Annotated in this window: 23 protein-coding genes; 13 read left to right on the forward strand and 10 right to left on the reverse strand. The window is 71.2% G+C overall.

All coding sequences use genetic code 11. From position 1 onward, the window contains the following. Positions 1-73 precede the first annotated feature (73 nt). Both ABZ855_RS09020 and ABZ855_RS09025 read left to right on the forward strand, forming a co-directional pair. A complete protein-coding gene (locus ABZ855_RS09020; protein WP_360803295.1) occupies positions 74-1,483 on the forward strand; it encodes an NAD(P)/FAD-dependent oxidoreductase in 1,410 nt (469 codons plus the stop codon). A 7-nt stretch (positions 1,484-1,490) separates the two neighbouring features. Then, a complete protein-coding gene (locus ABZ855_RS09025) occupies positions 1,491-2,003 on the forward strand; it encodes an O-acetyl-ADP-ribose deacetylase (protein WP_360803298.1) in 513 nt (170 codons plus the stop codon). 79 nt (positions 2,004-2,082) lie between these two features. Here the strand turns inward: ABZ855_RS09025 and ABZ855_RS09030 are convergent, their stop codons facing one another. The 3 genes from ABZ855_RS09030 to ABZ855_RS09040 all read right to left on the reverse strand — a co-directional run bounded on the left by ABZ855_RS09030 (position 2,083) and on the right by ABZ855_RS09040 (position 4,921). Beyond that, positions 2,083-2,433: a metalloregulator ArsR/SmtB family transcription factor gene (locus tag ABZ855_RS09030; protein WP_360803301.1), complete on the reverse strand. Its 351-nt coding sequence runs from the start codon at positions 2,431-2,433 to the stop codon at positions 2,083-2,085. A gap of 214 nt (positions 2,434-2,647) precedes the next feature. Continuing rightward, positions 2,648-4,312: a SulP family inorganic anion transporter gene (locus ABZ855_RS09035; RefSeq protein WP_360803447.1), complete on the reverse strand. Its 1,665-nt coding sequence runs from the start codon at positions 4,310-4,312 to the stop codon at positions 2,648-2,650. Between the two features lie 222 nt (positions 4,313-4,534). Further along, positions 4,535-4,921: a metalloregulator ArsR/SmtB family transcription factor gene (locus tag ABZ855_RS09040; RefSeq protein WP_360803304.1), complete on the reverse strand. Its 387-nt coding sequence runs from the start codon at positions 4,919-4,921 to the stop codon at positions 4,535-4,537. Between the two features lie 34 nt (positions 4,922-4,955). Between ABZ855_RS09040 and ABZ855_RS09045 the strand changes: the two genes are divergently transcribed. The 4 genes from ABZ855_RS09045 (at position 4,956) to ABZ855_RS09060 (ending at position 11,984) form a co-directional block, all read left to right on the forward strand. Continuing rightward, positions 4,956-7,022, forward strand: a complete 2,067-nt coding sequence (locus ABZ855_RS09045; protein ID WP_360803307.1) for a heavy metal translocating P-type ATPase — start codon at positions 4,956-4,958, stop codon at positions 7,020-7,022. A gap of 142 nt (positions 7,023-7,164) precedes the next feature. Then, on the forward strand, positions 7,165-8,736 hold the full coding sequence (locus ABZ855_RS09050) for an AlkA N-terminal domain-containing protein (RefSeq protein ID WP_360803450.1): 1,572 nt from the start codon (positions 7,165-7,167) through the stop codon (positions 8,734-8,736). 34 nt (positions 8,737-8,770) lie between these two features. After that, entirely contained in the window at positions 8,771-9,253 is a 483-nt protein-coding gene (locus tag ABZ855_RS09055; RefSeq protein WP_360803310.1) for a methylated-DNA--[protein]-cysteine S-methyltransferase, read from the forward strand. 199 nt (positions 9,254-9,452) lie between these two features. Next, positions 9,453-11,984 (forward strand): sugar-binding domain-containing protein, encoded by a 2,532-nt coding sequence (locus tag ABZ855_RS09060; protein WP_360803313.1) that lies wholly within the window; start codon positions 9,453-9,455, stop codon positions 11,982-11,984. 12 nt (positions 11,985-11,996) lie between these two features. Here the strand turns inward: ABZ855_RS09060 and ABZ855_RS09065 are convergent, their stop codons facing one another. Beyond that, a complete protein-coding gene (locus ABZ855_RS09065; protein ID WP_360803316.1) occupies positions 11,997-12,734 on the reverse strand; it encodes a Sir2 family NAD-dependent protein deacetylase in 738 nt (245 codons plus the stop codon). A gap of 119 nt (positions 12,735-12,853) precedes the next feature. On the opposite strand from ABZ855_RS09065, the gene ABZ855_RS09070 reads away from it, so the two are divergent. Then, positions 12,854-13,060, forward strand: coding sequence for a DUF2191 domain-containing protein (locus ABZ855_RS09070; RefSeq protein ID WP_360803319.1), 207 nt, complete (start codon positions 12,854-12,856; stop codon positions 13,058-13,060). Between the two features lie 19 nt (positions 13,061-13,079). On the opposite strand, the gene ABZ855_RS09075 is transcribed toward ABZ855_RS09070, so the two are convergent. Next, positions 13,080-13,571, reverse strand: a complete 492-nt coding sequence (locus ABZ855_RS09075; protein WP_360803322.1) for an NUDIX hydrolase — start codon at positions 13,569-13,571, stop codon at positions 13,080-13,082. Between the two features lie 51 nt (positions 13,572-13,622). Then, complete coding sequence (locus ABZ855_RS09080) at positions 13,623-14,729, reverse strand: ADP-ribosylglycohydrolase family protein (RefSeq protein WP_360803325.1); 1,107 nt, start codon at positions 14,727-14,729, stop codon at positions 13,623-13,625. Positions 14,730-14,921: 192 nt separating this feature from the next. Between ABZ855_RS09080 and ABZ855_RS09085 the strand changes: the two genes are divergently transcribed. Further along, positions 14,922-16,040 carry a glycerate kinase gene (locus tag ABZ855_RS09085; RefSeq protein WP_360803453.1) on the forward strand — a complete coding sequence of 373 codons (1,119 nt, stop codon included), beginning with the start codon at positions 14,922-14,924 and terminating at the stop codon, positions 16,038-16,040. A gap of 52 nt (positions 16,041-16,092) precedes the next feature. Here the strand turns inward: ABZ855_RS09085 and ABZ855_RS09090 are convergent, their stop codons facing one another. Beyond that, entirely contained in the window at positions 16,093-17,334 is a 1,242-nt protein-coding gene (locus tag ABZ855_RS09090) for a helix-turn-helix domain-containing protein (protein ID WP_360803328.1), read from the reverse strand. Positions 17,335-17,532: 198 nt separating this feature from the next. On the opposite strand from ABZ855_RS09090, the gene ABZ855_RS09095 reads away from it, so the two are divergent. The 5 genes from ABZ855_RS09095 to ABZ855_RS09115 are packed head-to-tail and all read left to right on the forward strand — an operon-like array spanning position 17,533 to position 22,529. Beyond that, entirely contained in the window at positions 17,533-18,459 is a 927-nt protein-coding gene (locus tag ABZ855_RS09095; RefSeq protein ID WP_360803331.1) for an ABC transporter ATP-binding protein, read from the forward strand. A gap of 36 nt (positions 18,460-18,495) precedes the next feature. Next, a complete protein-coding gene (locus ABZ855_RS09100) occupies positions 18,496-19,281 on the forward strand; it encodes an ABC transporter ATP-binding protein (RefSeq protein ID WP_360803456.1) in 786 nt (261 codons plus the stop codon). Continuing rightward, entirely contained in the window at positions 19,278-20,168 is an 891-nt protein-coding gene (locus ABZ855_RS09105; RefSeq protein ID WP_360803334.1) for a branched-chain amino acid ABC transporter permease, read from the forward strand. Before ABZ855_RS09100 ends, ABZ855_RS09105 begins: the two co-directional genes overlap by 4 nt. Further along, positions 20,161-21,261 (forward strand): branched-chain amino acid ABC transporter permease, encoded by a 1,101-nt coding sequence (locus ABZ855_RS09110; protein ID WP_360803337.1) that lies wholly within the window; start codon positions 20,161-20,163, stop codon positions 21,259-21,261. Before ABZ855_RS09105 ends, ABZ855_RS09110 begins: the two co-directional genes overlap by 8 nt. After that, positions 21,258-22,529 carry an ABC transporter substrate-binding protein gene (locus ABZ855_RS09115; protein WP_360803340.1) on the forward strand — a complete coding sequence of 424 codons (1,272 nt, stop codon included), beginning with the start codon at positions 21,258-21,260 and terminating at the stop codon, positions 22,527-22,529. Before ABZ855_RS09110 ends, ABZ855_RS09115 begins: the two co-directional genes overlap by 4 nt. Positions 22,530-22,621: 92 nt before the next feature. On the opposite strand, the gene pssA is transcribed toward ABZ855_RS09115, so the two are convergent. The 3 genes from pssA to ABZ855_RS09130 all read right to left on the reverse strand — a co-directional run bounded on the left by pssA (position 22,622) and on the right by ABZ855_RS09130 (position 25,491). Beyond that, positions 22,622-23,443, reverse strand: a complete 822-nt coding sequence (gene pssA / locus ABZ855_RS09120) for a CDP-diacylglycerol--serine O-phosphatidyltransferase (protein ID WP_319202232.1) — start codon at positions 23,441-23,443, stop codon at positions 22,622-22,624. Between the two features lie 16 nt (positions 23,444-23,459). Further along, complete coding sequence (locus tag ABZ855_RS09125) at positions 23,460-24,116, reverse strand: phosphatidylserine decarboxylase (RefSeq protein WP_360803343.1); 657 nt, start codon at positions 24,114-24,116, stop codon at positions 23,460-23,462. 169 nt (positions 24,117-24,285) lie between these two features. Continuing rightward, on the reverse strand, positions 24,286-25,491 hold the full coding sequence (locus ABZ855_RS09130; RefSeq protein WP_360803346.1) for an acyl-CoA dehydrogenase family protein: 1,206 nt from the start codon (positions 25,489-25,491) through the stop codon (positions 24,286-24,288). Positions 25,492-25,493 lie beyond the last annotated feature (2 nt).

Consider the following 25,493-nt stretch of genomic DNA (forward strand, 5'->3'; position numbering starts at 1 on the left):
GCGGTGTCGGTGTCCCGGCATATCCTGATCTCAACTGGCCGTCGGCTGACAAAGGAGTCCGAAGGTGCCGTCGATGCTCGATGCGGTCGTGGTGGGGGCGGGGCCCAACGGGCTGACGGCCGCTGTGGAGCTGGCCCGGCGCGGCTTCTCCGTGGCCGTCTTCGAGGCGCGCGACACCGTCGGCGGCGGCGCCCGCACGGAGGAACTGACGCTGCCCGGTTTCCGGCACGACCCGTGCTCCGCCGCGCACCCGCTGGGTGTCAACTCCCCGGCGTTCAGGGCGATGCCGCTGTCCGAGTACGGGCTGGAGTGGCTGCACTCCGACCTGCCCATGGCCCACCCCTTCCCGGACGGCACGGCCGCCGTCCTGGCCCGTTCCGTGGCCGAGACGGCCGCCTCCCTGGGCTCGCGCGACGCGGGCGCGTACCGCAGACTGGTCGAGCCGTTCCTCAGCAAGTGGGACACCCTGGCCCACGACTTCATGTCGCTGCCCCGGACCGCGCTGCCCCGCGACCCGGTCACGCTCGCCCGTTTCGGCCTGGCCGGACTGCCGCCCTCGACCTGGCTGATGCGCCGCTTCCGCGACGAGCGGGCGAAGGCCCTGTTCTCGGGCCTCGTCGGCCATGTCATGGCCCCTCTCGGCGGGGTCGCCACCGGCGCCGTGGGCCTGGTCTTCGCCCTGGCGGCACACGCCCGCGGCTGGCCGGTCGCACGGGGCGGTTCCCAGTCGATCTCCGACGCGCTCACCGCGTATCTGACCGACCTCGGCGGCAGCGTCCACACCGGCTACGAGGTCAAGCGGCTGGACGACCTGCCACCCGCCCGTGCGTACGTCTTCGACACCTCACCCACCGCACTGGCCCGTATCGCGGGCTTCGGCGGCTACTACGGGCGCTACCGCTACGGCGCCGGCGTCTTCAAGATCGACTACGCGCTGGACGGACCCGTGCCCTGGACGGCGCGGGAGGCCCGCACGGCGACCACCGTCCAGGTCGGCGCCGACAGCGCCGAGATCGACACCGCCCTGCGCGCCGCCTCCCGCGGCGACCGGGCCCCCGACACCCCCTTCCTGATCACCGTGCAGCCGAGCATCGTCGACCCCTCCCGGGCACCCGAGGGCAAGCAGGTCTTCTGGGCCTACGGACACGTCCCGAACGGCTGGACGGGCGACCTCACCGACGCCATCGAACGCCAACTCGAGCGCTTCGCCCCCGGGTTCCGCGACCGGGTCCTCGCCCGCGCCACCGCCGGACCACCCCAACTGGCGGCCCGCAACGCCAACTACGTCGGCGGCGACATCGGCGCGGGCGCGGCGAGCGGTCTCCAGCTCATGCTGCGTCCCAGGCTCTCCCTGGCCCCGTACGCCACCCCGCACCCGGCGATCTTCATCTGCTCCTCGGCCACCCCGCCGGGCCCCGGCGTGCACGGCATGTCGGGACACAACGCGGCGAAGGCCGTCTGGAAAAGACTCAGGGAAGGCTGAGACGCTCATGACCACGATCACGCTCGTCAAGGGCGACATCACCCGACAGAGTGCCGACGCGATCGTCAACGCGGCGAACTCTTCACTCCTGGGTGGCGGAGGAGTCGACGGCGCGATCCACCGCAGAGGCGGGCCCGAGATCCTCGCCGCCTGCCGGGCCCTGCGTGCCTCGCAATACGGCAAGGGTTTGGCCACCGGCAAGGCGGTCGCCACAACCGCGGGCGAACTCGACACCCGCTGGGTCATCCACACGGTCGGTCCCGTGTTCGGCGGGACCGAGGAGGACCGCTCGGACCAACTGGCCTCCTGCTACCGGGAGTCACTGCGCGTCGCCGACGAACTGGGCGCCAGGACGGTCGCGTTCCCCGCCATCTCCACCGGCGTCTACCGCTGGCCGATGGCGGACGCGGCCCGCATCGCCGTGGCCACGGTGCGAGAGACGGAGACCGCCGTGGAAGAGGTGCGGTTCGTACTCTTCGACGAGGCGGCGTACGAGGCGTTCGCGGCCCAACTCGGCTGACGGAACGGGGTTCCGGTTCCGCGTGGCCGTCCGAGCCGCACCGGACGCTCGGCCCACCGGCTCACCGGCCCCCGCGACACTACGACGGCGGCTCCGGTTTCCCCTGCGCCGCCCGAAGGTCGGCCAGCAACTCCGCCTGCCCGGCCAGTACACCGGACAGGATGGTCCGGGCGACCCGGAGCAACTCGGCGACGTCCGGACTGGTCAGCGAGTAGTACACGGTCGAGCCCTCCTTGCGGGTGACGACCAGATTGGCCCGCCGTAACACCGCGAGCTGTTGGGACAGGTGCGCGGGCTCGATGCCCACCTCGGGCAGCATCTCGGCCACCGCGTGCTCACGCTCGCTCAGCAGCTCCAGGACGCGGATACGGGCCGGATGCCCGAGGGTCTTGAAGAACTCGGCCTTGAGTTGGTACAGCGGCGTGCTCATCGTGCCCTCGCCTCCCAGGAGAAGCGGCACGGCCGAACCGGCGGCCGGTCTCCGGCACCTCGTACCCATCCATTCATGAACACCATGACACTCATCCTCGCCCAGGCAGCCGTCACCGGGATCGCGGCGTTCCGCGCGCGGGCGGCGGCGAGCGGCGGCAACCGGGCCCCGGCACCGGGGACATCGGCCATGCGCGGTACCGCGGGTATGGCGCTCATGGGCATCGGGGAGCGTCCCCGACGGTGCCCGTGGCTTTGGCTCTCGGGGTGGGTACGGTGGACAGGACCCCGGCGGTCTCCAGGTGGGCGCGCGCCCCCTGGATCGCCTCGGGAGTGCTGCCGTACTCGCGGCCGTCCCGTCGCAGGAGCTCCAACAGGCCGACGGAGTCCAGGACTTGGCGCTGGCCGGGACGAATGCCGGAGAACATCACGACGATGCCGCGCCGGTTCAGCTTCCGGACCGCGTCCTTCAGCATCAGCGCACCGGTCGCGTCCATGGTCGACACCCGCGACATCCGCAGGATGACGACCCGTACGTCCACCACCTCGGTCAGTTCCAGCAGAAAGCGGTGTGCGGCGGCGAAGAACAGCGGTCCGTCGATGCGGTAGGCGACGATGTGCTCCGCCAGCAGGGCGTGCTCCTCCGCGCTGTGATCGCCCCGGTCCAGCGGGACCTCGTCGAGGCGGGCCTGATTGGCCACCGCCCGGAGTGCGAGGGCGCCCGCGACGACCAGGCCGATGATCACCGCGTACACCAGGTCGAGGGCGAGGGTCGCGACGGCGGTCAGGACCAGGATCAGCGCGTCGGAGCGGGTCGCTCCGGCCATCGACCGCAGGGATCCCACCTCGACCATGCGGATCGCGGTGGCCAGCAGGACACCCGCCAGCGCCGCCAGCGGGATCTTCGAGACCAGCGGCGACGCGGCGAAGACGATCACCGCGAGGATCACGGCGTGGGTGAGTGCGGCGAGTCGGGAACCGGCGCCCGTACGGACGTTCACAGCGGTCCGCGCGATCGCGGCCGTGGCCGGCACACCGCCGAACAGCGGGGCGGCGAGGTTGGCTATGCCCTGCCCGAACAGCTCCCGGTCGGGATCGTGCCGCTGCCCGACCGTCATGCCGTCCGCGACCGTCGCCGACAGCAGCGACTCCAGCGCGGCCAGCGCGGCCACCGCCACGGCCGGGGCGAGCAGCGAGGACACCGCCGACAGGTCGAGGAAGGCCAGGGAGGGTGCGGGCAGACCGGCGGGCAGATCCCCGATCGGAGCGGCCGCGTCGAGATGGAGGATCTGCGCCAGCACGGTGGCGACGATCACCGAGACGATCGAGAACGGCACGGTCGGCCGCCATCGCGCACCGAGCAGCATGACCGACGCGACACCGGCGGCCAGCGCGAGCGCCGTCCAGTTGGGATGGCGGGCGAACGCCTCGACGGCCCGCCAGGCGACGGCGAGAACCTTGTCGCCCTCGGGCCGTGGCACTCCCAGCGCGTTCGGCAGTTGCTGCAGTCCGATGACACAGGCGATGCCGAGCGTGAACCCCTCGACGACGGGAGCGGGCACGTACCGCATGTACTTGCCCGCACGGGCCAGCGCGAGCCCGATCAGCAGCAGCCCGGCCAGCAGCCCGACGGTCAGTACCCCGCCCGGCCCGTACTGGGCGACGATCGGCACGAGGACGACGGTCATCGCCCCGGTCGGCCCCGACACCTGCAGGTTCGATCCGCCGAACACGGCGGCCAGCGCCCCCGCGACCACCGCGGTCGCCAGTCCCGCCGCGGCGCCGAGACCGGAGGACACGCCGAAGCCGAGCGCGAGGGGGAGCGCCACGATCGCCACGGTCAGCCCGGCGAGGAGATCCCGACGCGGGTCGCGGGCCATCGCCTTCAGGTCGGCGCGCACGGGCAGCAGTGACCGCACCGGGCCCCATGCGCGGCTGATCACAGAAGTGCTCACTCGGCCGTGACCTCGGCTTCCATCGGCGCGGCCGGTATTTCCGGACACGGTCGATTAAGCATCTAGCTAATTGCGAAAATTGGCAATTCCGCAGATGAGAGGGGTCTTCGGGCCGCCCTGCCGGCCTGGACGGCCTGGCCGGCGGCGCTACCCGGCGACGCCCGCCTCGGTGTCGGCGTCTGTGTCGCTCAGGCCCAGTCGCAGGTGCTCCACGTGGTAGACCGCCTGGTCGAGGAGCTCGGCGACATGGTGATCGTGCAGCGCGTACACCACCGAACGCCCGCGCCGCTCGCCGACCACCAGGCCCAGATTGCGCAGCAGCCGCAGCTGGTGCGAGCACGCGGACTGCTCCATGCCCACCTCGGCCGCCAACTCCGTCGCCGGGAGCGGCCCTTCACGCAGCCTGGCCAGGATCAGCAGCCGGGAGGGCGTGGAGAGGGCCTGGAGCGTCGTGGCCACCTTCGCGACGTTGTCCGCGTCGAGGCGTACGCGCTCGACGGCGTCCTGCGCGGCGGTGACGGCTCCATGACCCATGGCCGTATCCTACCCATCGCACATGAACGAATGAATGACTGTTCATGTGTTCCTGTATGGTGTGCAAGTGTCCGTCACTCTCACCCCCGCCCCTGCTCTCCCGTCGCCAAGCGCGCAGACCGCGCCTCGCCGCCCCACCCGCGTCCTCGCGCTCCCCGAAGCCCGCTGGGCCGCCGCGGCCACCGCCCTCTTCCTGCTCGCACTGCCCCTGCAGCTGACCGGCGCGCCCGCCTGGACCTGGGGCACGCTCTACGCGCTGGCCTACGTCACCGGCGGCTGGGAGCCGGGCTGGGAAGGCCTGAAGGCGCTACGGGAACGGACCCTCGACGTCGACCTGCTGATGATCGTCGCCGCGCTCGGCGCCGCCGCGATCGGGCAGGTCATGGACGGCGCCCTGCTGATCGTCATCTTCGCGACCTCCGGCGCCCTGGAGGCCCTGGCCACCGCCCGCACCGCCGACTCGGTCCGCGGCCTCCTCGACCTGGCCCCCGCCACCGCGACCCGGGTGACTCCCGACGGACACGAACTGATCGTCCCCGTCGCGGAGTTGACCGTGGGTGACACCATCCTCGTACGCCCCGGAGAACGCGTCGGCGCCGACGGCCGCGTCCTGGACGGCGCGAGCGAGGTCGACCAGGCGACCATCACCGGTGAACCCCTGCCCGCGCCCAAGGAACCGGGCGACGAGGTATTCGCCGGCACCCTCAACGGCACCGGCGCCCTGCGCGTACGGGTCGAGCGCGACGCCTCCGACTCGGTGATCGCCCGGATCGTGCGCATGGTCGAGGAGGCGTCCGAGACCAAGGCGCCCACCCAGCTGTTCATCGAGAAGGTCGAGCAGCGCTACTCGCTCGGCATGGTCGCCGCCACCCTCGCGGTCTTCGCGGTACCGCTCGCCTTCGGTACGGACCTCACCGACGCCCTCCTGCGTGCCATGACCTTCATGATCGTGGCGTCGCCCTGCGCGGTCGTGCTCGCCACCATGCCGCCGCTGCTCTCGGCGATCGCCAACGCAGGGCGCCACGGTGTCCTGGTCAAGTCGGCGGTCGTGATGGAACGCCTCGGACAGGTCGACGCCGTCGCCCTCGACAAGACCGGCACGCTCACCGAGGGCACGCCCCGGGTGACGGACCTGCGGCCGCTGCCCGGATCGGACCTGGGCGAGGACGACCTGCTGGCCCTCGCGGCGGCGGCCGAGCACCCGAGCGAGCATCCGCTGGCCCGGGCCGTGGTGGAGGCGGCGCGTGAGCGCGGGCTCACGATGACGGCGGTCGTGGCGAACTTCGAGTCGACGCCCGGAGTGGGCGTGACGGCGGCCGTCGACGGGCGCATGGTCGCGGTGGGGGCGCCGGATCGACTGGGGGAGCCGGATCGACTGGGGGCGCCGGAACGGCTGGGGGTGGCGGATCGACTGGGGGAGGCGCCCGGGATGCCGGCCGGGATGTCGGCCGGCTCGCCAACCTGGCGGCTGGTCAGGGAACTTGAGGCGTCCGGTCGTACGGCGATCCTTGTCGTCGTCGACGGTACGCCGGCCGGGGTGCTCGGGCTCGCCGACCGCCCGCGTCCCGGCGCCGCCGCCACCGTCGCCTCGCTCACCGAACTCACCGGCGCCGCACCGGTGTTGTTGACCGGCGACAACGCGCGTGCCGCCGCCGTACTCGCAGCCGAGGTCGGCATCGAGGACGTGCGGGCCGGGTTGCTTCCCCAGCAGAAACTGGACGCCGTACGGGAGTTGGAGGAAGCGGGACGCAGGGTGATGGTCGTCGGGGACGGCGTCAACGACGCCCCGGCGCTGGCCGCCGCCCACACCGGCGTGGCCATGGGCCGGGCGGGTTCCGACCTCGCGCTGGAGACCGCAGACGCGGTGATCGTGCGGGACGAGCTCACCGCGGTGCCCGCCGTGATCGCCCTCTCCCGGCGCGCCGGACGCCTCGTCGTGCAGAATCTGGTGATCGCCGGGGTGTGCATCGCGGGCCTCGTCGCCTGGGACCTGATCGGCACGCTGCCGCTCCCGCTCGGCGTCGCGGGCCACGAGGGCTCGACCGTCCTCGTGGGCCTCAACGGGTTGCGGTTGCTGCGGGAGCGGGCTTGGACCCAGTGAAGGTGAGGAAGCCTGTGCGTGACTGAGTGGCTCACCCAGTTCGAACAGTGATCCGGGCCGCCCCTGCACACGCCACCTCGATGTCGGATTTCCGCCAGCCCCCACCCCGCGCATCATCGATGCTGGACGTATGCGGAACGCCATGCACACGGACACCGAGCGCTGCGTACGTGCCGTCCAGTCCAAGGACGCACGATTCGACGGCTGGTTCTTCACGGCCGTCACGACGACCCGGATCTACTGCCGGCCCAGTTGCCCGGCGGTGCCGCCCAAGCCCGAGAACATGACCTTTCACCCGAGCGCGGCAGCCTGCCAGCAGGCCGGATTCCGGGCCTGCAAGCGATGCCGGCCCGACACCAGCCCCGGCTCACCCGAGTGGAACCAGCGCGCCGACCTCGTGGCCCGCGCGATGCGGCTGATCGGCGACGGGATCGTGGACCGCGAGGGCGTTCCCGGTCTCGCCGCCCGCCTCGGCTACAGCACCCGGCAGATCGAACGCCAGCTCCTCGCCGAACTGGGCGCGGGCCCCCTCGCCCTCGCCCGCGCGCAGCGCGCCCAGACCGCGCGGCTCCTCGTCGAGACGACCGCGCTGCCCATGGCGGAGATCGCCTTCGCGGCGGGCTTCTCCTCGATCCGCACCTTCAACGACACCGTCCGCGAGGTCTTCGCCCTCTCCCCGAGCGCACTCCGCGACCGCCTTCCGAAATCACGCACCGAGACGCACCCGAGCGGTACGAGCGCCGTGGGTGCAGGGGGTGCAGGGGGTGCAGGGGGTGCAGAGAGTGCGGCGAGGGCCGAGGGTGCGGTGAGCACAGCCACCGGCACCCCGGCCGCACTGAACCTCCGCCTCCCCTTCCGTGCCCCGCTCAACCCCGACAACCTCTTCGGCCACCTCGCCGCGACCGCCGTACCCGGCGTCGAGGAGTGGCGTGACGGCGCCTACCGCCGGACCCTGCGCCTCCCGTACGGACACGGCATCGCCGCCCTCACCCCGAAGCCCGACCACATCGCGTGCCGTCTCACCCTCAGCGACCTGCGCGATCTGCCCGTCGCCATCAGCCGCTGCCGCCGGATGCTCGATCTGGACGCCGATCCGGTCGCGGTCGACGAGCAGTTGCGCACGGATCCGGTGCTGGCGCCGCTCGTCGCGAAGGCCCCGGGGCGACGCGTCCCGCGTACGGTCGACGAGGCGGAGTTCGCCGTACGGGCGGTGCTCGGACAGCAGGTCTCGACGGCCGCCGCCCGTACCCACGCGGCCCGTCTCGTCATGGCGCACGGCGACCCCGTCCACGATCCGGAGGGCGGTCTCACCCACCTCTTCCCGACCCCGCAGGCCCTCGCGGCCCTCGACCCCGAGTCGTTGGCCATGCCGCGCACCCGGCGGACCACGTTCACCAACCTCGTCGCCCAACTCGCCGACGGCACACTCCACTTGGGTGTCGAGAGCGACTGGCCGGAGACCCGCGCCAGGCTCCTCGCCCTCCCCGGCTTCGGTCCGTGGACCGCCGACGTCATCGCGATGCGTGCCCTCGGCGACCCGGACGCGTTTCTCCCCACCGACCTCGGAATCCGGCGCGCCGCCCAGGAGTTGGGGATGCCGTCGACCCCGGCCGCGCTCACCGCGCGGGCGGCGGCGTGGCGGCCGTGGCGGGCGTACGCGGTCCAGTATCTGTGGGCGACGGACAGCCACCCGATCAACTTCCTCCCGGTTTAGGGACATAGAGACCACAAGAACGTTAGGAAGCAAAGTGAAACAGCACGCGGTCATCGACAGCCCGTACGGCCCCCTCACCCTCGTGGCCGAGGACGGAGTCCTCTGCGGCCTCTACATGGTCGACCAGCGCCACCGCCCGCCCGAGGAGAACTTCGGCGCCCGCGACGACACACCCTTCGGGGAGACGGTCGACCAGCTGAAGGCCTACTTCAAGGGCGAGTTGAAGGAGTTCACCCTCGAACTTCGGCTGCCCGGCACCGACTTCCAGCGCAGCGTATGGGCGCAGCTGTGCCGTATCCCGTACGGCGAGACCCGCTCGTACGGCGAACTCGCCGCCGCCCTCGGCAACCCGAAGGCGTCCCGTGCCGTGGGTCTGGCCAACGGCAAGAACCCGGTCGGGATCATCGTGCCCTGTCATCGGGTGGTCGGCGCCGACGGCAGCCTCACCGGGTACGGGGGCGGCATCGAGCGCAAGCAGCGACTGCTGGACTTCGAACGAGGGGCGGCGCTCTTCTAGTCCCCTCCCTCCCTGATTCCTCCAGTCCATCCCTGATCCCTCCCGTACCCGCCACCCCGCCTCCCTCACGAACTGCTCCCGTCACGCACCTTGTCGCCTGCCGCACTGCGGCGCATGATGTGAAGCGCTTTCTGTCGCGTTCCTGACATCAGTCTGGTGGGTGTGCCGACAGCGGCGCGCCCCCGAAGGGCGGTAGACGATGGTGTTCACCAGTCGACGGCGCGTACTGCAAGGGGCCGCCGCAGGCGTGGGTGCGGTGGCCCTTCCGGTGGGCGGATCGGCCTCGGCGGCGCAGGCCGAGGCCACTGAACGGCGGACTTTCAGCCTGAATCTCGACTGGCGGTTCATCAAGTCGAACGTCGTCGGTGCCGAACGGACCACCTTCGACGACTCGTCGTGGGCCGTGGTCAGCGCGCCGCACACCTACAACGACACGGACTCCTTCGACAACTGGATCGGCAGCTCCGGCGAGTCCTCGGTGGCCATGCAACCGACCTGGTACCGCAAGCGCTTTCAGTTACCGGCGGAGCAGGCGGGCCACAAGGTGATCCTCGAACTGGAGGGCATCCGGCAGGCGGCGACGGTCTACCTGAACGGAGTCCTGATCGGCAGCTACGAGGCCGGCGTCACGCCCTTCGGCTTCGACCTCACCGACAACGTCCTCTTCGGCGCCGACAATGTGCTCGCGATCTGCGCGGACAACACCAAGTGGCGGCCCGAAACCGCCACCGGGATGCCCTTCCAATGGGACACCCGCGACTTCAACCCCACCTTCGGCGGCCTCACCAGGAACGTCATCCTGCATGTCGTCCCGAAGACCCACTTCACCCTTCCGCTGTACAGCAAACTGGGCACCCTCGGGACCTACGTCTACCCGTCCGCCGTCAACGTCTCCGGCCACACCGCAACGATCAACGCGGAGGCGCAGATCAGCAACCAGGAGGACCGTTCCCGGACCCTGTCGGTGTCGGCCGAAGTCCTGGACGAACAGGGCACGTCGGTCGGCGCGCTGCCCACCTCGACGGTGACCCTGGCAGCCGGAACCAGCCATGTGGTCAAGGTGAGCAACCGGATCAGCAGGCTGAACTTCTGGTCACCGTCGTACCCCGCCCTCTACACCGTGCGGCTGACGCTCGCGGAGGGAACCACGGTCGTCGACACGTACACGGTGCGCACCGGCTTCCGGAAGGCCGAGTTCCGTGGCGGGGCGAGCACCGGCGGTGTCTACATCAACGACCGGCAGATCTTCCTCACCGGGTACGCGCAGCGCGCCACCAACGAATGGGCGGTGCTCGGCGACGCCGTACCCGAGTGGCTGCGCAACCACGACGGGCGGCTCATCCGGGAGAGCAACGCCAACCTGATCCGCTGGATGCACCTCGCCGCCCAGCCGGCCAACATCCGGATGACCGACCGGTACGGGCTGGTGTCGGTCCAGCCGGCCGGCGACAAGGAGGCCGATGTCACCGGTGTGCAGTGGGACCAGCGTCTCGCCGCCATGCGGGACGTGATGATCTACTTCCGCAACAGCCCGAGCATCCTGTTCTGGGAGTCGGGCAACAACTGGCTGACCGCCGACCACCAGCAGCAGATGCGCGCCCTGAAACAGACCTGGGACCCCAGCGGTATGCGCGCGATCGGCTCCCGGGCCACCTCCGACAACTCCGCCTACGGCGGCACGGCGGCCGTGGACCAGTGCGAGTACATCGGCACGATGCTCAACCGCCACTACAGCGACTACGCCCGCGACCGGATGCCGCTCATCGAGTCCGAGTTCACCCGCGACGAGGCCCCCCGCCGCGTCTGGGACACCGCCTCCCCACCCGACTTCGGCTATGTCACCGGCCCGGACGTCACCTACCACTGGACCTCCGAGGACTTCGCCGCCACCGTCGCCGCGAGCACCCGTTACGAGTTCTGGAGCCAGCGCATCCAGGGCCCGGGAAACAGCCGCTACTCCGGGGCGGCGGCCCTGACCTGGGCGGACTCCAACCAGCACGGCCGCCAGTACAACTGGGAGACCTGCCGCCTCTCCGGCCGGGTGGACGCGGTCCGCATCCCCAAGGAGACCTACTACACCCACCGCGTCATGCAGAGCCCGACCCCGGACCTGCACGTCGTCGGCCACTGGACCTACCCGTCCGGCACGGTGAAGACGGTGTACGTCATGGCGGCGGGCGTCGCCAGGGTGGAACTGCTGGTCAACGGCAGCCCGGTCGGCACGTCCACCTCCCCGCAGTACGACTTCCTGCACGCCTTCCCTGGCGTCGCGTGGCAGTCCGGCACTATCACCGCCGTCGGCTACGACGCCGGCGGCACCGAACTGACCCGCACCCAGAAGCAGACGACCGGCACACCGGTCGCCCTCCGCCTCACCGCCCACGTCTCACCCGACGGTCTGAAGGCCGACGGCACCGACGTGGCGATGATCGACGTCGAGGCGGTGGACTCGGCGGGCCGCCGCGTCCCGACCGACCAGGCCCGGGTGGACTTCACGCTCACCGGCCCGGCGAAACTCCTCGGCGGGCACAACGCGGGCGTCCCGCACAGCGTGTTCCAGTCCTACGTCGACACGGAAGCCGGCATCAACAGGATCTTCGTACGCATGACCCGCACCGCGGGCCCCGTCACCGTCCGCGCCACACGCGGCGGCCTGGCCACCGGCACGGTGACGGTCACATCCACGCCTGTCACGACGACGGGGGGACTGATGGAGCTCCCGCCGTCGTGAACTCCGGGGCGTCTAGGCAGCCCCGAACTCCCGCAGCTCGCGCAGCAGTCGGGGCAGGGCCGTGCCGATCGGCTCGCGTACGACCTCGTCGGCCCGGTCGTCGTACGGGGTCGGGTCGGCGTTGACGATGACGAGCCGGGCGCCGTGGTCGGCGGCGACGCCGGCGAGCCCGGCGGCAGGCTGGACCTGGAGGCTGGTCCCGACGGCGATGAACACGTGGCAGGCCTTGGTGATGGCGAGGGCGTCACCGAGGACGACCGGGTCGAGGCGCTGGCCGAACATCACCGTCGCCGACTTGAGGATCCCGCCGCACTCCAGGCACGGCGGGTCGTCCTCCCCGGCCTCGACCCGGGCGAGGGCGTCCTCCATGGGCCCGCGCACGGCACACTCGGTGCACACGAACTCCCGTGCGGTGCCGTGCAGTTCGAGCACCTTCCGGGCGGGCATGCCGGCGAGCTGATGCAACCCGTCCACGTTCTGCGTGATCACCCGCACCGGCACCCCGGCCCGCTCGAGCTCGGCCACGGCCAGGTGCGCGGCGTTGGGCTCGGCCCGAAGGGTCCGGTTCTGGCGCCGCATCTGCCAGGAACGGCGCCGGATCTCGGGATCGCCCATGTAGTAGTCGTAGGTGACGAGCTTCTCGGCCTCGGGATCGCGCCGCCACAGACCGTTGGGGCCGCGATAGTCGGGGATCCCGGAGTCGGTCGAGATGCCGGCGCCGCTGAGGACGGCGACGAGGAGCCTGGTCATGTGAGTGAGAGTAGGTCTCCGGGTCCCGGGCGGCGACTGGATATCCGCCGGAAGGCCGCCGCCGAGGCCGTTGCCACCGTACTCCTGTACGAACGCCCCTCCGGTGTTAATGTCCCCGCATGGCAGCCAAGGTCTCCGTCTCCCTCGACGCCGAACTCGTCGTCGAAGTCATGGTGCTCGCGGGCGTCGGCAGCCCCCAGGACGCCGTCGAACTCGTCGTGCGGGACTACATCGCGCGCGGCCACCGTACGGAGGCCCGGGTCGCCGAGCGCGACGACGCACGGCGGGCGGCGAACGACGTGCGGCCCCCGGACACGCAGGGCTGACACTCGGCCCGGGGAGACCTCAGCCCACCCGCTCGCCGTTCTCCAGCTCGACCGTTCCCGCGCCCTCCGCCAGCACATCGAGGGCGTGCAGGACCCGGCGGCCCAGGGAGCCCCTGAGGTACTCGGGGAGTTCCTCGCGCGCCACGAGCCGCCAGGACAGCAGCTCCTCCTCCTGCAGGGTGATCGACTTGAGCTCCTCCTCACCGAGGACGCCACCGTCGTACAGGTACGCCACCAGCGGCGGGTGGCCCGCGATGTGGACCCAGTCGACAGCCAGCAGACGGCCGATCTCCCGGTCGAGGCCGATCTCCTCAAGGGTCTCCCGGCGTGCGCCCTGGCGTGGGGTCTCCCCGTCGTCCGACTCGATCGTGCCGCCCGGAAGGGCCCAGCCCTCCCGGTAGTTGGGCTCGACGAGCAGCACCCGGCCCTCGGCGTCACGGAAGAGCGCGGCGGCGCCGGACAGGACCCGGGGCAGGCCGGCGATGTACGTGGCGAAGTCTTGAATGGTCACCCGGGAAGCGTAACCAGCGGAAGGACGGCAAAATGGGCCGTCGGGGGCGCGTCACACCTGCGGGTGTCCCAACCGCACCGTCCGCTCCGCCAGTTCACTGATCCGCACCCCGTCAAAACCGAACACCGCGCTGCGTACGGTGTCCTCCAGCGGGTCCTTCCACTGGCTCGGGATCGCCTCCGCGCCGCACAGCACGCCGGCCACCGAACCCGCGGTCGCGCCGTTCGAGTCGGTGTCCAGGCCGCCCCGCACGGTCAGCGCGATCGTGCGGGTGAAGTCGCCCTCCCCGTACAGGAGTCCGGCGGTGAGGACGGCGATGTTGGGAATGGTGTGGATCCAGCCGAGCCCGGCGGTCTCCTCGGCGACCGTGCCGAGCGTGTCCTCCCAGGGCAGCCGGGCCTCGTGCAGCGACATGACGCGGCGGACCGTACGGGCCAGACGGCTGCTCGCCGGGATCACCGTCAGCGCCGTCTCCAGGGCGCGGCGCACATCGGGTGCCGTGAAAGCCGCCGAGATCAGCGCCGCCGCGAACATCGCCCCGTAGACGCCGTTGCCGGTGTGGGAGAGGACGGCGTCCCGGCGGGCCAGATAGGCGGCGCGCTCCGGGGCGTCCGGACAGGTCCAGCCGTAGATGTCGGCGCGGATCAGGGCGCCGATCCACTCCTGGTACGGGTTGTCGTACGTGGCGGTCAGTGGTGGCTTGAGACCGGACGCGAGGTTGCGGTAGGCGGCGCGTTCCGCCGTGAACGTCTGGAGGAACGGCAGCCGCAGCAGCCACAGTTCGCCGACCTGCTCGGTGCTGAAGTCGAAACCGTGGGTCTCCAGCAGGTCCAGGCCGAGGATCGCGTAGTCGACGTCGTCGTCACGGCAACTGCCGTGGATCCGGCCGCGTACGCACTGGCGCCACTCGGGGCGCAGTTCGAAGCCGTCGTTCCCCTCATCCCCGTCCCTGGTCCTGTCCTGGCGGTCGGCCGGGGGCTCGGGCAGGTAGTCCGTGAGGGGCAGGGCGTCGGTGTGTCGCAGGTAGCGGTCGATGCGGTCGCGCGTCCAGTAGTCGCCCCGCTCGACCGGTTTGCCGAGCATGTTGCCCGCGATCCGGCCCAGCCAGCCCCCGAGAACGCGGTCGGTCTGTCCGGTGGCGGTGCCCGCAGCGGTCATGTCTCCGGTTTACCACCATCCGAGGCCGGTGGTACCGGCTGTGAGCGGCCGGGAGGGCATGACGGGGCGGGCCTCGTGCGGTTATGGTCGCAGGCGCGACTGCCCTGACGTGTACGGGGCCGAGAGCAAGGGGAGTACAGGGTGTCGGACGCTGCGGTGACGGCGACGGGAACAGGTGTGCGGGCGGCGCGGGTGCTCATCGCCGCCGACAAGTTCAAGGGATCGCTGACGGCCGTGGAGGTCGCCGAGCGGGTGACCGCCGGGCTGCGCAAGGCGGCCCCCGGCGTCGTGGTCGAGTCGCTTCCCGTGGCCGACGGCGGCGACGGGACGGTGGCCGCCGCGATCGCCGCCGGATTCGAACGGCGTGAGGTGCGGGTCGCGGGGCCGCTGGGGCACGAGGTGACGGCCGCGTTCGCGCTGCGCGGCGACACCGCCGTGGTGGAGATGGCGGAGGCGAGCGGACTGCAGCGGCTGCCCGCCGGCGTCTTCGCGCCGCTCACGGCATCGACGTACGGCTCCGGCGAGCTGCTGCGGGCCGCGCTGGACGCGGGCGCGCGCACGATCGTCTTCGGGGTCGGCGGCAGCGCCACCAACGACGGCGGCGCGGGCATGCTGTCCGCGCTCGGCGCGCGCTTCCTGGACGCCGACGGCGAGCCGGTGCCGCCCGGCGGCGGTGGGCTCGGCGGACTCGTCACGGCCGACCTGTCGGGCCTCGACACCCGCCTCGCGGACATCGACTTCGTGCTGGCCAGCGATGTGGACAACCCGCTGACCGGGCCGACGGGCGCGCCCGCGGTGTACGGCCCGCAGAAGGGCGCGTCCCCGGACGACGTGGCCGCCCTGGACGAGGCCCTCGCGCACTACGCCAAGATCCTGGAGACGGCGATCGGACCGAAGGCCGCCGCGTACGCCGCCGCGCCGGGCGCGGGCGCCGCAGGCGGCATCGGCTACGGCGCGCTGGTCCTCGGCGCCCGGTTCAGGCCCGGCATCGAGATCATGCTCGACGTCCTCGGCTTCGCGGCCGCCCTGGACCGCGCCACGCTGGTGATCACGGGCGAGGGCTCCCTCGACGAGCAGACCCTGCACGGCAAGGCCCCGGCCGGTGTCGCGGCGGCGGCCCGGGCCGAGGGCCGCGAGGTGGTCGCGGTGTGCGGGCGCCTCGCCCTGCGCCCGGAGGCCCTGGGCCGGGCGGGCATCCGCCGCGCGTACCCCCTCACGGAGATCGAGCCGGACGTCGCCAAGTGCATCGCCGACGCCGGGCCGATCCTGGAACGGGTCGCGGAGAACATCGGACGCGACTTCCTGGTCTGAGCGCCCGAGCACACCGAAGGTCGCTGGAGGATGCCGAAGGTCGCCGGGGCCGTCACCCGCTCCCCGCGAGCCGCGCCGTCTCCTCCGGCGCGCCGGCCGGTCCCGACAGCCGGTACGCGTCCAGGGCCAGCGTCATCTCGATCAGATCCCGTGGCCTCGCCAGGGACCTGGACGTCAGCTGTTCCAGCCGCCGCAGCCGGTTGAACACCGTGTTGCGGTGGCAGTACAGCCGCCCCGCCGCCCGTCCCGCCGACCCCTCGCAGGCCAGCCACACGTCCAGCGTCTCCAGCAGCACCTCCCGGTCGGCGGGCTCCAGCCCGGCCAGGGGGCCGAAGACGGCCGACACCAGGCGGTTCGCCAGTTCCGGCTGGCTCACCACCAGCGCCGTCGGCATCCGCTGATCCAGCCGTACGACCTCGCTCGCGTCCGGCGGGCAGGTCCGCAACGCCAGTTCGGCCAGCCGCCGGGCCCGCCCCAGCTCGGTCAGCCCCGGTACGACGGGACTGATCCCGCCGGCCCCCGAGCACCGCCCGCTCAGCGCCTGCGCCACCGCGTCCAGCCCCTGGTCGGGCCCCAGCAGCACCACGCCCACCTCCCGGTCGGCCCGCATCCGCCACACGAACCGGTACCCGGCGCCCCGTAACGGCCGGTGGAAGGCCTCCCGAGGATCCCGCCGCTCCGCCCGCAGCACCACCACCGCGTACGCGCCCCGCTCCGGCAGATCGAGCCCCGCCGCCGCCCTCGCGGCCAGCCCCGGCGACTCCTGGCCGTCGAGCAGGGCGTCCAGTAACGCCTGCAACTGCTCGTCCGTACGCCGCCGTAACTCCATCTCCGTCGCCCGGTACGCCTCGGACGCCACCGCCGCCTGCGCGTCGATCGCCGCCCACACCAGGGTCGCCGACCGCATCAGCACGCCGAGCCGCTCCGGTTCCTGGCCGGCCGCGCCCTCCAGCAGCGCGTCCCACACCAGATAGCCGGCGCTCCGGTACGCGTGCACCAGCAGCTCCAGCGGCAGGCCCTGCTGGGCGCGGCGCCGGCCCGCGTCCTCCGCGTACTCCAGGTCGCGGCGCGGTGAGCCCCGGGGCGCGGAGATCGTCCCGATGCCGATCCGCATCGCCTCCTCGGCCTCCCGCCAGTGCTGGTCGAGCGGGAGAACCTGGCCGTAGACGGGGGAGTGCTCCGACAGTTGCCGCACATGCTCGTCCACCAGCTCCGGCACTCGTTCCAGCAGTGCCGCACAGGACTCGGCGAGCACCTGCCAGTCATGACCCGTACGCCTTCTGCGCGGTCCCATGAGCGGAGGATGCCACCGTCCGCGCCCCTTCGGCAGGCCCCTGACACGCGGTGTTGTGCACGCGCACAACGGGCGGCGGACTCCTCTGGTCACCGGCCACGTTTCGGCGGGGTTTCGGCCGCGACCCGTGGACGGACGGCCGCACCGGTGCTGGGCTGAGCGCCACACCGGACGGGTGTGCGGGAGGGAGCGGTCGCCATGGGCGGTGGGACAAGGGGATCTCCGGGTGCCTCCTCGGACGGTCTCGCGGCTGGTTCCGCAGACGGTTCCGCGGGCGGTTTCGCGGGTGGGGTCGCGGGCGGGCCGCCGCGCCGGTCCACGGGCGGCGCCGATCTCGTCGTACGGGATCTGTCGGTCGGGTACGGGCCCGTGCGCGCCCTTCGGCAGGTGTCCCTCGAGGTTCCCGAGGCGGCCGTCGTGACGGTGCTGGGCGGCAACGGCGCCGGCAAGTCCACCCTGCTGCGGGCCATCAGCCGCACCCTCTCCTTCCAGGGCGGGGCCACGACCGGTGGCTCCGTCACCCTCGGCGGGCGACGGATCGACGCTCTCGCCGCCGACCGGGTGGTGGCCGCCGGAGTGTCCCAAGTCCCGGAGGGGCGGCGGGTGTTCGCCCGGATGACCGTCGCCGACAACCTGCGTGCCGGAGCCCTCGGCGCGCGCGGCGGACGCGCCGACCGGGCCGCCGCCCTGCGCCGCGTCCACGAACTGTTCCCCGTCCTCGCCGACCGCGCCCAGCAGCGCGCCGGACTGCTGTCGGGCGGCGAGCAGCAGATGCTGGCCGTCGCGCGTGCCCTGATGGCCGCCCCCAAGGTGCTGCTCCTCGACGAGCCGTCGCTGGGGCTCGCCCCCCTGATGGCCGCGCGCATCGCCGACACCGTGCGCGAGATCAACGCCCAGGGCACCTCGGTCCTGCTCGTCGAACAGAACGCCGCCCTGGCGCTACGGCTGGCCAGCCACGCCTATGTCCTGGAGGTCGGCGAGGTCACCCTCTCCGGCCCCTCCGCCGAACTCGCCGCCTCCGACGAGGTGCGGCGGCGCTATCTGGGCGTGGTGGACGAGGACGCGGCGGCGGACGTGCCCGGGTTGACGCAGTCCATGCCGACGTTGACCAGATGGGAGGGTTGATCCACCTTGACCGGACATGACGGACCGGCATCCACCATTGACGCGTCCACCGTACCCACCCTCCATGTTGACCACCTCACCGTCCGTTTCGCCGGCCTCCTCGCCCTCGACGACGTCACCTTCACGGTCCGCCCCGGCACCGTCCACGCCCTGATCGGCCCCAACGGCGCGGGCAAGTCCACCTGCTTCAACGTCCTGTCCGGGGTCTACCGGGCCACCTCGGGCAGCGTCCGCTTCGGCGAGCACGAGCTGACCGGAATGCCCCCGCACCGCGTCGCCGACCTCGGCGTGGCCCGCATCTTCCAGAACCTCGCCCTGCCGCCCCACGCCACCGTCGAGGACAGCCTGCTGCTCGGCCGGCACCGGCTCACCAGGACCGGCTTCGTCGCCGCCGGCCTCCGGCTGCCGTCGGCGGCGCGCGAGGAACGCCGGCACCGCGCGCGCGTGCGGGAGATCGCCGAGTTCGTCGGCCTGGAGGACCAGCTGCGACGCCCCGCCGGCTCCCTGCCCTACGGGCAGCAGAAGCTCGCGGAACTCGCCCGGGCCCTGTGCATGGAGCCACGGCTGCTGCTCCTCGACGAACCGGTGGCCGGCATGACCGCCGACGAACGGCGTCGCGTCGCGGCCGTCATCGCCGGGGTCCGCGACAGCCTCGGCATCTCGATCGTCCTGGTGGAGCACGACATGGGGGTGGTGATGAGACTCGCCGACACGGTCACGGTCCTGGACTTCGGCCGAATGATCGCGGACGGGGCCCCGGCGGACGTACAGAACGATCCCGAGGTCGTCCGGGCCTATCTCGGTGAGGAGGCCACCCCGTGAGCACCTTCGCCGAGCTTCTCCTCAACGGCATCTCCATGGGCAGCGTCTACGCCCTGATCGCCCTCGGCTTCGTCGTGATCTTCCGGGCCACCGAGGTCGTCAACTTCGCGCACGCCTCACTGCTGCTCGCCGGCGGTTATGTCACCGCTTCCCTCCACGACGACATCGGTTTCTGGCCGGCGCTGGGCGCGGGAATCGCCGGGGCGGCCCTGGTCGGCGCGGCCGTGGAGTTCCTGGTGATGCGCCGCGCCCGGGGCGGCGACCACAGCGTGCTGGCCATCGTCACCATCGGCGTCGACATCCTGCTGACCACCGAACTCACCCGCCGCCTCGGTACGGACGTCCTCGCCCTCGGCGACCCCTGGGGCGACGCCGTCCTCACCCTCGGCCCGATTTCGCTCGCGCACACCCGCATCGCCGCCTTCGTCGCCGCGGCCCTGCTCATCACCGCCTTCCTGCTCGCCTTCCGCCACACCAGCTGGGGTGTGGCGATGCGCGCGGCGGCCGAGAGCACGGAGACGGCCGCCCTCATGGGGGTCAGGCTGGGCCGGGTGTCGCTCGGCGCCTGGGCCGTCGCGGGCGGACTCGCGGCCGTCGCCGCCCTGTTCCTCACCGTCTTCCCGACCCCGGGCCTGGAACGGGCCACCTCCCTCGCCGCGCTCAAGGCGTTCCCGGCCGCGATCCTCGGCGGCCTCGACTCCACGACCGGCGCCCTCGTCGGCGGCCTGGTCGTGGGCGTCACCGAGTCCCTCGCCACCGGCTACCAGAGCGACCTGGCCTTCATGGGCCGCGGTCTCGGCGACCTCGCGCCCTACCTCGTCATGGTCGTGATCCTGCTCGTGCGGCCCTCCGGGCTCTTCGGCACGAAGGAGCTCGCCCGTGTCTGAAGCCCTCGCGGGGACGGCCGAACGCCGCCGCACGCTCCGACGGCCGCACGCGCGTACGTACGCGACAGCCGCGGGCGCCCTTCTGCTGCTCGCCCTTCCGTTCTACCTGGACCGGTTCTGGCTGCAGGCGGGCCTGTTCGCCATGGCCGCCGCGATCGGCGCCATCGGCATCAACCTCCTCACCGGCGCCACCGGTCAGCTCTCCATGGGCCACGCCTTCTTCCTCGCCGTCGGCGCCTACAGCTACTGCGTGTTCGCCGCGGACGGGGGCGACGGGCTGAGCGGGCTCGGACTGCCGACCTGGCTCGCGGCCGTCCTGGCCACGCTCGTCGCGGGCGTCGCGGGCGGTCTGTTCAGCCCCATCGCCGGACGCCTGCAAGGCCCCTACCTCGGCATCGCCACCATCGCCCTGATCTTCATAGGCCAGCACGTCCTGTTCAACGCCCGCGACCTGACCGGCGGCTTCAACGGCCGTGACGTACCGCCGCTGAACCTCTTCGGACTCACCTTCGACGACCGTGAACTCCTCGTCGCGAACGTGCCGTTCGGCTCCGCGGAGAAGCTCTGGTACGCCGGACTCGTCGTCCTCCTCGGCTGCGCCCTGTTCGCCCGGGGCGTTCTGCGCGGACGGCCCGGACGGGCCATGAACGCCATCCGCGACCACCGCATCGCCGCCGGGGTGATCGGCGTGCCCGTGGCCCGCTACCGGGCCGCCGTCTTCGTCCTGTCGTCGATGTACGCGGGGCTCGCCGGCGTGCTGCTCGCCCTCGTCTTCCAGCGGACCGTGCCCGACTACTTCGGCATCACGCTCTCGCTCGAGTACCTCGCCATGATCGTCATCGGCGGGCTCGGGTCGGTCTCCGGGGCGGTGGTGGGCGCGGTGTTCGTCTCGCTGCTGCCCCAGCTGCTGACCCGCTACAGCGACGCCCTGCCCCTGGTCTCGGCCCCGGGCACGGGCGGGATCGCACCGGGCGAGGCGTCCCGGTACCTGTACGGCGCCGCCGTCGTGGCGGTGGTGCTCTTCCTGCCGGGCGGGCTGGTCAGGGTGGCCGCCCGGCGCCGCGTCGAACGTAATCCAGGGGAGGAACGATGACCACGAGACACGCGGCCCGAGCTGCCGCGGGCGCGCTCGCCGTGCTGCTGGCGGTGGCCGGGTGCAGCTCCAAGGCCAAGGACGACGACGGGGGCGACAAGGGCGCGGCCTCGGCGGGCGGCGTCAAGACCGACGTGGGCGTCTCCGCCAAGACGATCACGCTCGGCGCGCTCACCGACATGACCGGCGTCTACGCGACACTCGGCAAGAGCGTCACCCAGGCCCAGCAGCTGTATGTGAAGCAGCTGAACGCCGCCGGAGGCGTCTGCGGCCGACAGGTGGAACTGACCGTCCGGGACCACGGCTACGACCCGCAGAAGGCCGTCTCCGGCTACACGGAGCTGGTCCCGAAGGTGCTGGGCTTCGCCCAGTTCATCGGTTCGCCGTTCGTCGCGGCGGTCAAGCAGCGCGTCGACGGCCAGGACAAGGTCCTCGTGCTGCCCCAGGCGTGGGCGGCCTCGCTGCTCGGCAGTCCGTACATACGCGTGATCGGGTCAACGTACGACATCGAGACGATCAATGCCGTCGACTTCTTGATCAATGAGAAGGGGATCAAGAAGGGCGACAAGATCGGTCATGTCTACTTCGAGGGGGACTACGGGGAGAGCGCCCTGGCCGGTGCCAAGTACATGGCGGAGAAGTCGGGGCTGACGGTCGTCGAGCAGAAGATCAAGCCGACCGACAACGACATGACCGCCCAGGTCGCGGCGCTGAAACAGGCCGGCGTCAAGGCGATCGTGATCAGCGCCGGTCCGCGTCAGGCGGCCTCGCTGGTCGGGGTGGCCGCCGCCGGCGGCTTCGGCGTCCCGATCATCGGCAACAACTCGGCCTTCGCCCCGCAGCTTCTGGCCACCCAGGCGGGCCCGGCCCTCTCCAAGAACTACTGGGTCGCCTCCCCGTCCCTGCCCATCGGGGCGGACACCCCACAGGCACAGAAGCTCGTGGCCGACTACCGGGCCGCCTACCCGAGCGACTCGCTCGACAACGGCGTGGTGGCCGGCTGGACGGCCGCCTCGGTCTTCGGCGAGGCTCTGAAGAAGGCCTGCGCGGACAAGGACCTCACGCGCGCGGGCGTGGACAAGGCCCTGTTGACGATCAACGCGTTCGACGCCGGCTTCGGCAGCCCGCAGGACTTCACCGACCCGGCGGCCCCCTCCTCCAAGGAGAGCGTCATCCTGCAGCCCGACAAGAGCGTGACGGGAGGCATGAAGGTCGTACGGGAGTCCGAGGCGTCGTCCGTCGCGGAGGGCTACTCGCCGGGCGCGTGACCCGGCACACCGTGTGCGCGACGCGGAGGGCCCCGAACCGTCCGGTTCGGGGCCCTCCGTACGGCTGCGTCACACCCGCGTCATCGCCACCGCTACGGAAGCTGCGCCGCCCGTGCCTCGCGGCGGTTGCCGCGGAAGTTGTTCACCCGGCGGGCCGTGGCGAACAGCGGGATCACCGCGCCCAGGACGAGCTGCAGGGCACAGCCGGTCTGGAGGAGGAGCTGGCCGCCGGGGGCGTCGAAGGCCCAGGCCGCTAGGAGGGCCATCCCGGAGACGATCCAGGAGACCATCGCGATCGCGAGCGGACCACGCGGCTTCGGGTACTCGACCCGGCTCACCATCAGCCAGGCGGTGCCCACGATGGCCAGGAGCGTGGCCACGAAGGGCAGCTCGAGGAGCACGATCGAGACGACCGTCAGGGCGCCGAAGGGACTCGGCATGCCCTGGAAGGTGCCGTCCTTCACCGTCACACAGGAGAATCTCGCGAGCCTCAGCACCACCGCGAGCAGGACGACGATCGCGCCGACCGCGGCCACCTTCTGGTACGCGTCGTCCGCGACCATGCCGTACACCAGCACGAAATACGCCGGCGCGAGACCGAAGCTGATCAGGTCGGAGAGGTTGTCCAGCTCGGCGCCCATGGGGGAGGAGCGCAGCTTGCGGGCGACCAGGCCGTCGAAGAGGTCGAAGACCGCCGCGCACAGCATCAGGATCACCGCGGACGCCGCCGAGTGACGGGCCATGCCCGACTCGTCACTGCCGGTGAGGTGCGGGATCAGGATGCCGGTGGTGGTGAAGTACACCGCCATGAACCCGCAGGTCGCGTTGCCGAGTGTGAGGGTGTCCGCTATTGAGAGGCGGAGAGAAAGAGGCATCTCCTCCTCGTCGTCGTCCACCTCGTCGGCCTCCGGCACCCACTGGGTCTCGGGATCAATCACGGTCAATGCGAGTCACCCCTGCCACCGTCTTCTGGCCGACCTCGACGGCCACCTCGACACCCTCGGGGAGGTAGATGTCGACGCGCGAGCCGAAACGGATCAGGCCGATCCGCTCGCCCTGCTCGACCTTCGTTCCCTGCGGCACGTACGGCACGATGCGGCGAGCGACCGCACCGGCGATCTGGATCATCTCGATGTCACCGAGCTCGGTGTCGAAGTGCCAGACAACTCTCTCGTTGTTCTCGCTCTCCTTGTTGAACGCCGGAACGAACCCGCCGGGGATGTGCTCGACGGACGTCACCGTGCCGGAGAGAGGCGCGCGGTTGACGTGTACGTTGAGCGGGCTCATGAAGATCGCGACGCGGGTACGCCCGTCCTTCCACGGCATGATGCTCTGCACCACTCCGTCGGCGGGCGAGATGACCCGGCCCTGGGTGATCTCGCGCTCGGGGTCGCGGAAGAACCACAGCATGCCCGCCGCCAGCGCGGTGGCGGGTACGGCCACGGCCTTGGCGGCGCCGGACTTGCGCGCGCGTACCAGGCTGAGGGCTGCGGTGGCGACGGTCGGGAGGAGCCACGGCGATGCTCCGCGCGCCAGGCGTACGCCTGCCAGGCTGTCGCGAGGTGCAGAGGTTTGGCTGTGGGGCATGGATGACCTTCGTAGCGGATGATGCCGCGCTGTATCAGGGGACGGCGGCTTTCCGGCGATCGTAGCGGCTCGCAGCCACAACTGGGTAAGCCAGGAAGCCGAGTCCACGGCTGAAGAGTGCTGACGGGGTGTGATCTTCTTCTCCAAGAAAACACCCCGAAACCGACAATCAGCCCTGGAATTTGTACTCTTCGAGCAACCTTCGCCCGATGATCATTTTCTGGATCTCGGCGGTACCTTCGCCGATCAGCAGCATCGGGGCCTCGCGGTAGAGGCGCTCGATCTCGTACTCCTTGGAGAAGCCGTAGCCGCCGTGGATCCGGAAGGCGTCTTCCACGACCTCCTTGCAGTACTCGGAGGCGAGATACTTCGCCATCCCTGCTTCGAGGTCGTTTCGCTCGCCGGAGTCCTTTTTGCGTGCCGCGTTCACCATCATGGCATGGGCGGCCTCGACCTTGGTAGCCATCTCGGCCAGCTTGAACTGGATCGCCTGGTGCTGGGCGATGGCCTTGCCGAAAGTGTGGCGTTGCTGGGCGTACTGGACACCCAGCTCGAACGCACGCTGAGCGACACCACAGCCACGTGCCGCCACATTGACGCGGCCCACCTCGACACCGTCCATCATTTGGTAAAAACCTCGGCCGGTGACGCCACCGAGTACCCGATTGGCCGGAATTCGCAGTCCGTCCATGATGAGTTCGGTGGTATCGACGCCCTTGTAACCCATCTTGTCGATCTTGCCCGGGATGGTGAGCCCGGGCCGGACCTCACCGAAGCCCGCCTCCTTCTCGACCAGGAAGGTGGTCATCGACTTGTGGGGCGCGGTCCCCTCCGGGTGTCCTTCGTCACTTCGCACGAGTACGGCGACCAGAGTGGACGTACCGCCGTTGGTCAGCCACATCTTCTGGCCGTTGAGGACGTACTCGTCACCGTCCTGGACCGCCTTGGAGGTGATGGCCGACACGTCCGAGCCGAGCCCCGGCTCCGACATCGAGAACGCGCCCCGGATGTCGCCCGCCGCCATCCTCGGCAGGAAGTGGTCCTTCTGCTCCTGCGTGCCGTGCTGCTTGAGCATGTACGCCACGATGAAGTGCGTGTTGATGATCCCGGAGACCGACATCCAGCCGCGCGCGATCTCCTCGACGCACAGCGCGTACGTCAGGAGCGACTCGCCGAGTCCGCCGTACTCCTCGGGGATCATCAGACCGAACAGGCCCAACTCCTTGAGACCGTCGACGATCTGCTGCGGGTACTCGTCGCGGTGCTCCAGCTCGGTCGCGACCGGGATGATCTCCTTGTCCACGAAGTCGCGGACGGTGGACAGGATCTCCTGCTGGACGTCGGTCAGACCGGCGGTCTGGGCGAGTCGCGCCATGG

Origin of the sequence: Streptomyces sp. NPDC047042 (assembly GCF_040644035.1) — a bacterium.
GTDB lineage: Bacteria > Actinomycetota > Actinomycetes > Streptomycetales > Streptomycetaceae > Streptomyces.

Bases quoted from the DNA above. Each gene is read 5' to 3' on its own strand.
- ABZ855_RS09090 (WP_360803328.1), bottom strand. From the start codon at position 17,334: ATGGGACCGCGCAGAAGGCGTACGGGTCATGACTGGCAGGTGCTCGCC.
- ABZ855_RS09050 (WP_360803450.1), top strand. From the start codon at position 7,165: ATGCACACGGACACCGAGCGCTGCGTACGTGCCGTCCAGTCCAAGGAC.
- ABZ855_RS09115 (WP_360803340.1), top strand. From the start codon at position 21,258: ATGACCACGAGACACGCGGCCCGAGCTGCCGCGGGCGCGCTCGCCGTG.
- ABZ855_RS09060 (WP_360803313.1), top strand. From the start codon at position 9,453: ATGGTGTTCACCAGTCGACGGCGCGTACTGCAAGGGGCCGCCGCAGGC.
- ABZ855_RS09025 (WP_360803298.1), top strand. From the start codon at position 1,491: ATGACCACGATCACGCTCGTCAAGGGCGACATCACCCGACAGAGTGCC.
- ABZ855_RS09030 (WP_360803301.1), bottom strand. From the start codon at position 2,433: ATGAGCACGCCGCTGTACCAACTCAAGGCCGAGTTCTTCAAGACCCTC.
- ABZ855_RS09130 (WP_360803346.1), bottom strand. From the start codon at position 25,491: ATGGCGCGACTCGCCCAGACCGCCGGTCTGACCGACGTCCAGCAGGAG.
- ABZ855_RS09035 (WP_360803447.1), bottom strand. From the start codon at position 4,312: ATGGCCCGCGACCCGCGTCGGGATCTCCTCGCCGGGCTGACCGTGGCG.
- ABZ855_RS09095 (WP_360803331.1), top strand. From the start codon at position 17,533: ATGGGCGGTGGGACAAGGGGATCTCCGGGTGCCTCCTCGGACGGTCTC.
- ABZ855_RS09125 (WP_360803343.1), bottom strand. From the start codon at position 24,116: ATGCCCCACAGCCAAACCTCTGCACCTCGCGACAGCCTGGCAGGCGTA.
- ABZ855_RS09045 (WP_360803307.1), top strand. From the start codon at position 4,956: ATGACTGTTCATGTGTTCCTGTATGGTGTGCAAGTGTCCGTCACTCTC.
- ABZ855_RS09065 (WP_360803316.1), bottom strand. From the start codon at position 12,734: ATGACCAGGCTCCTCGTCGCCGTCCTCAGCGGCGCCGGCATCTCGACC.
- ABZ855_RS09040 (WP_360803304.1), bottom strand. From the start codon at position 4,921: ATGGGTCATGGAGCCGTCACCGCCGCGCAGGACGCCGTCGAGCGCGTA.
- ABZ855_RS09020 (WP_360803295.1), top strand. From the start codon at position 74: ATGCTCGATGCGGTCGTGGTGGGGGCGGGGCCCAACGGGCTGACGGCC.
- ABZ855_RS09080 (WP_360803325.1), bottom strand. From the start codon at position 14,729: ATGACCGCTGCGGGCACCGCCACCGGACAGACCGACCGCGTTCTCGGG.
- ABZ855_RS09070 (WP_360803319.1), top strand. From the start codon at position 12,854: ATGGCAGCCAAGGTCTCCGTCTCCCTCGACGCCGAACTCGTCGTCGAA.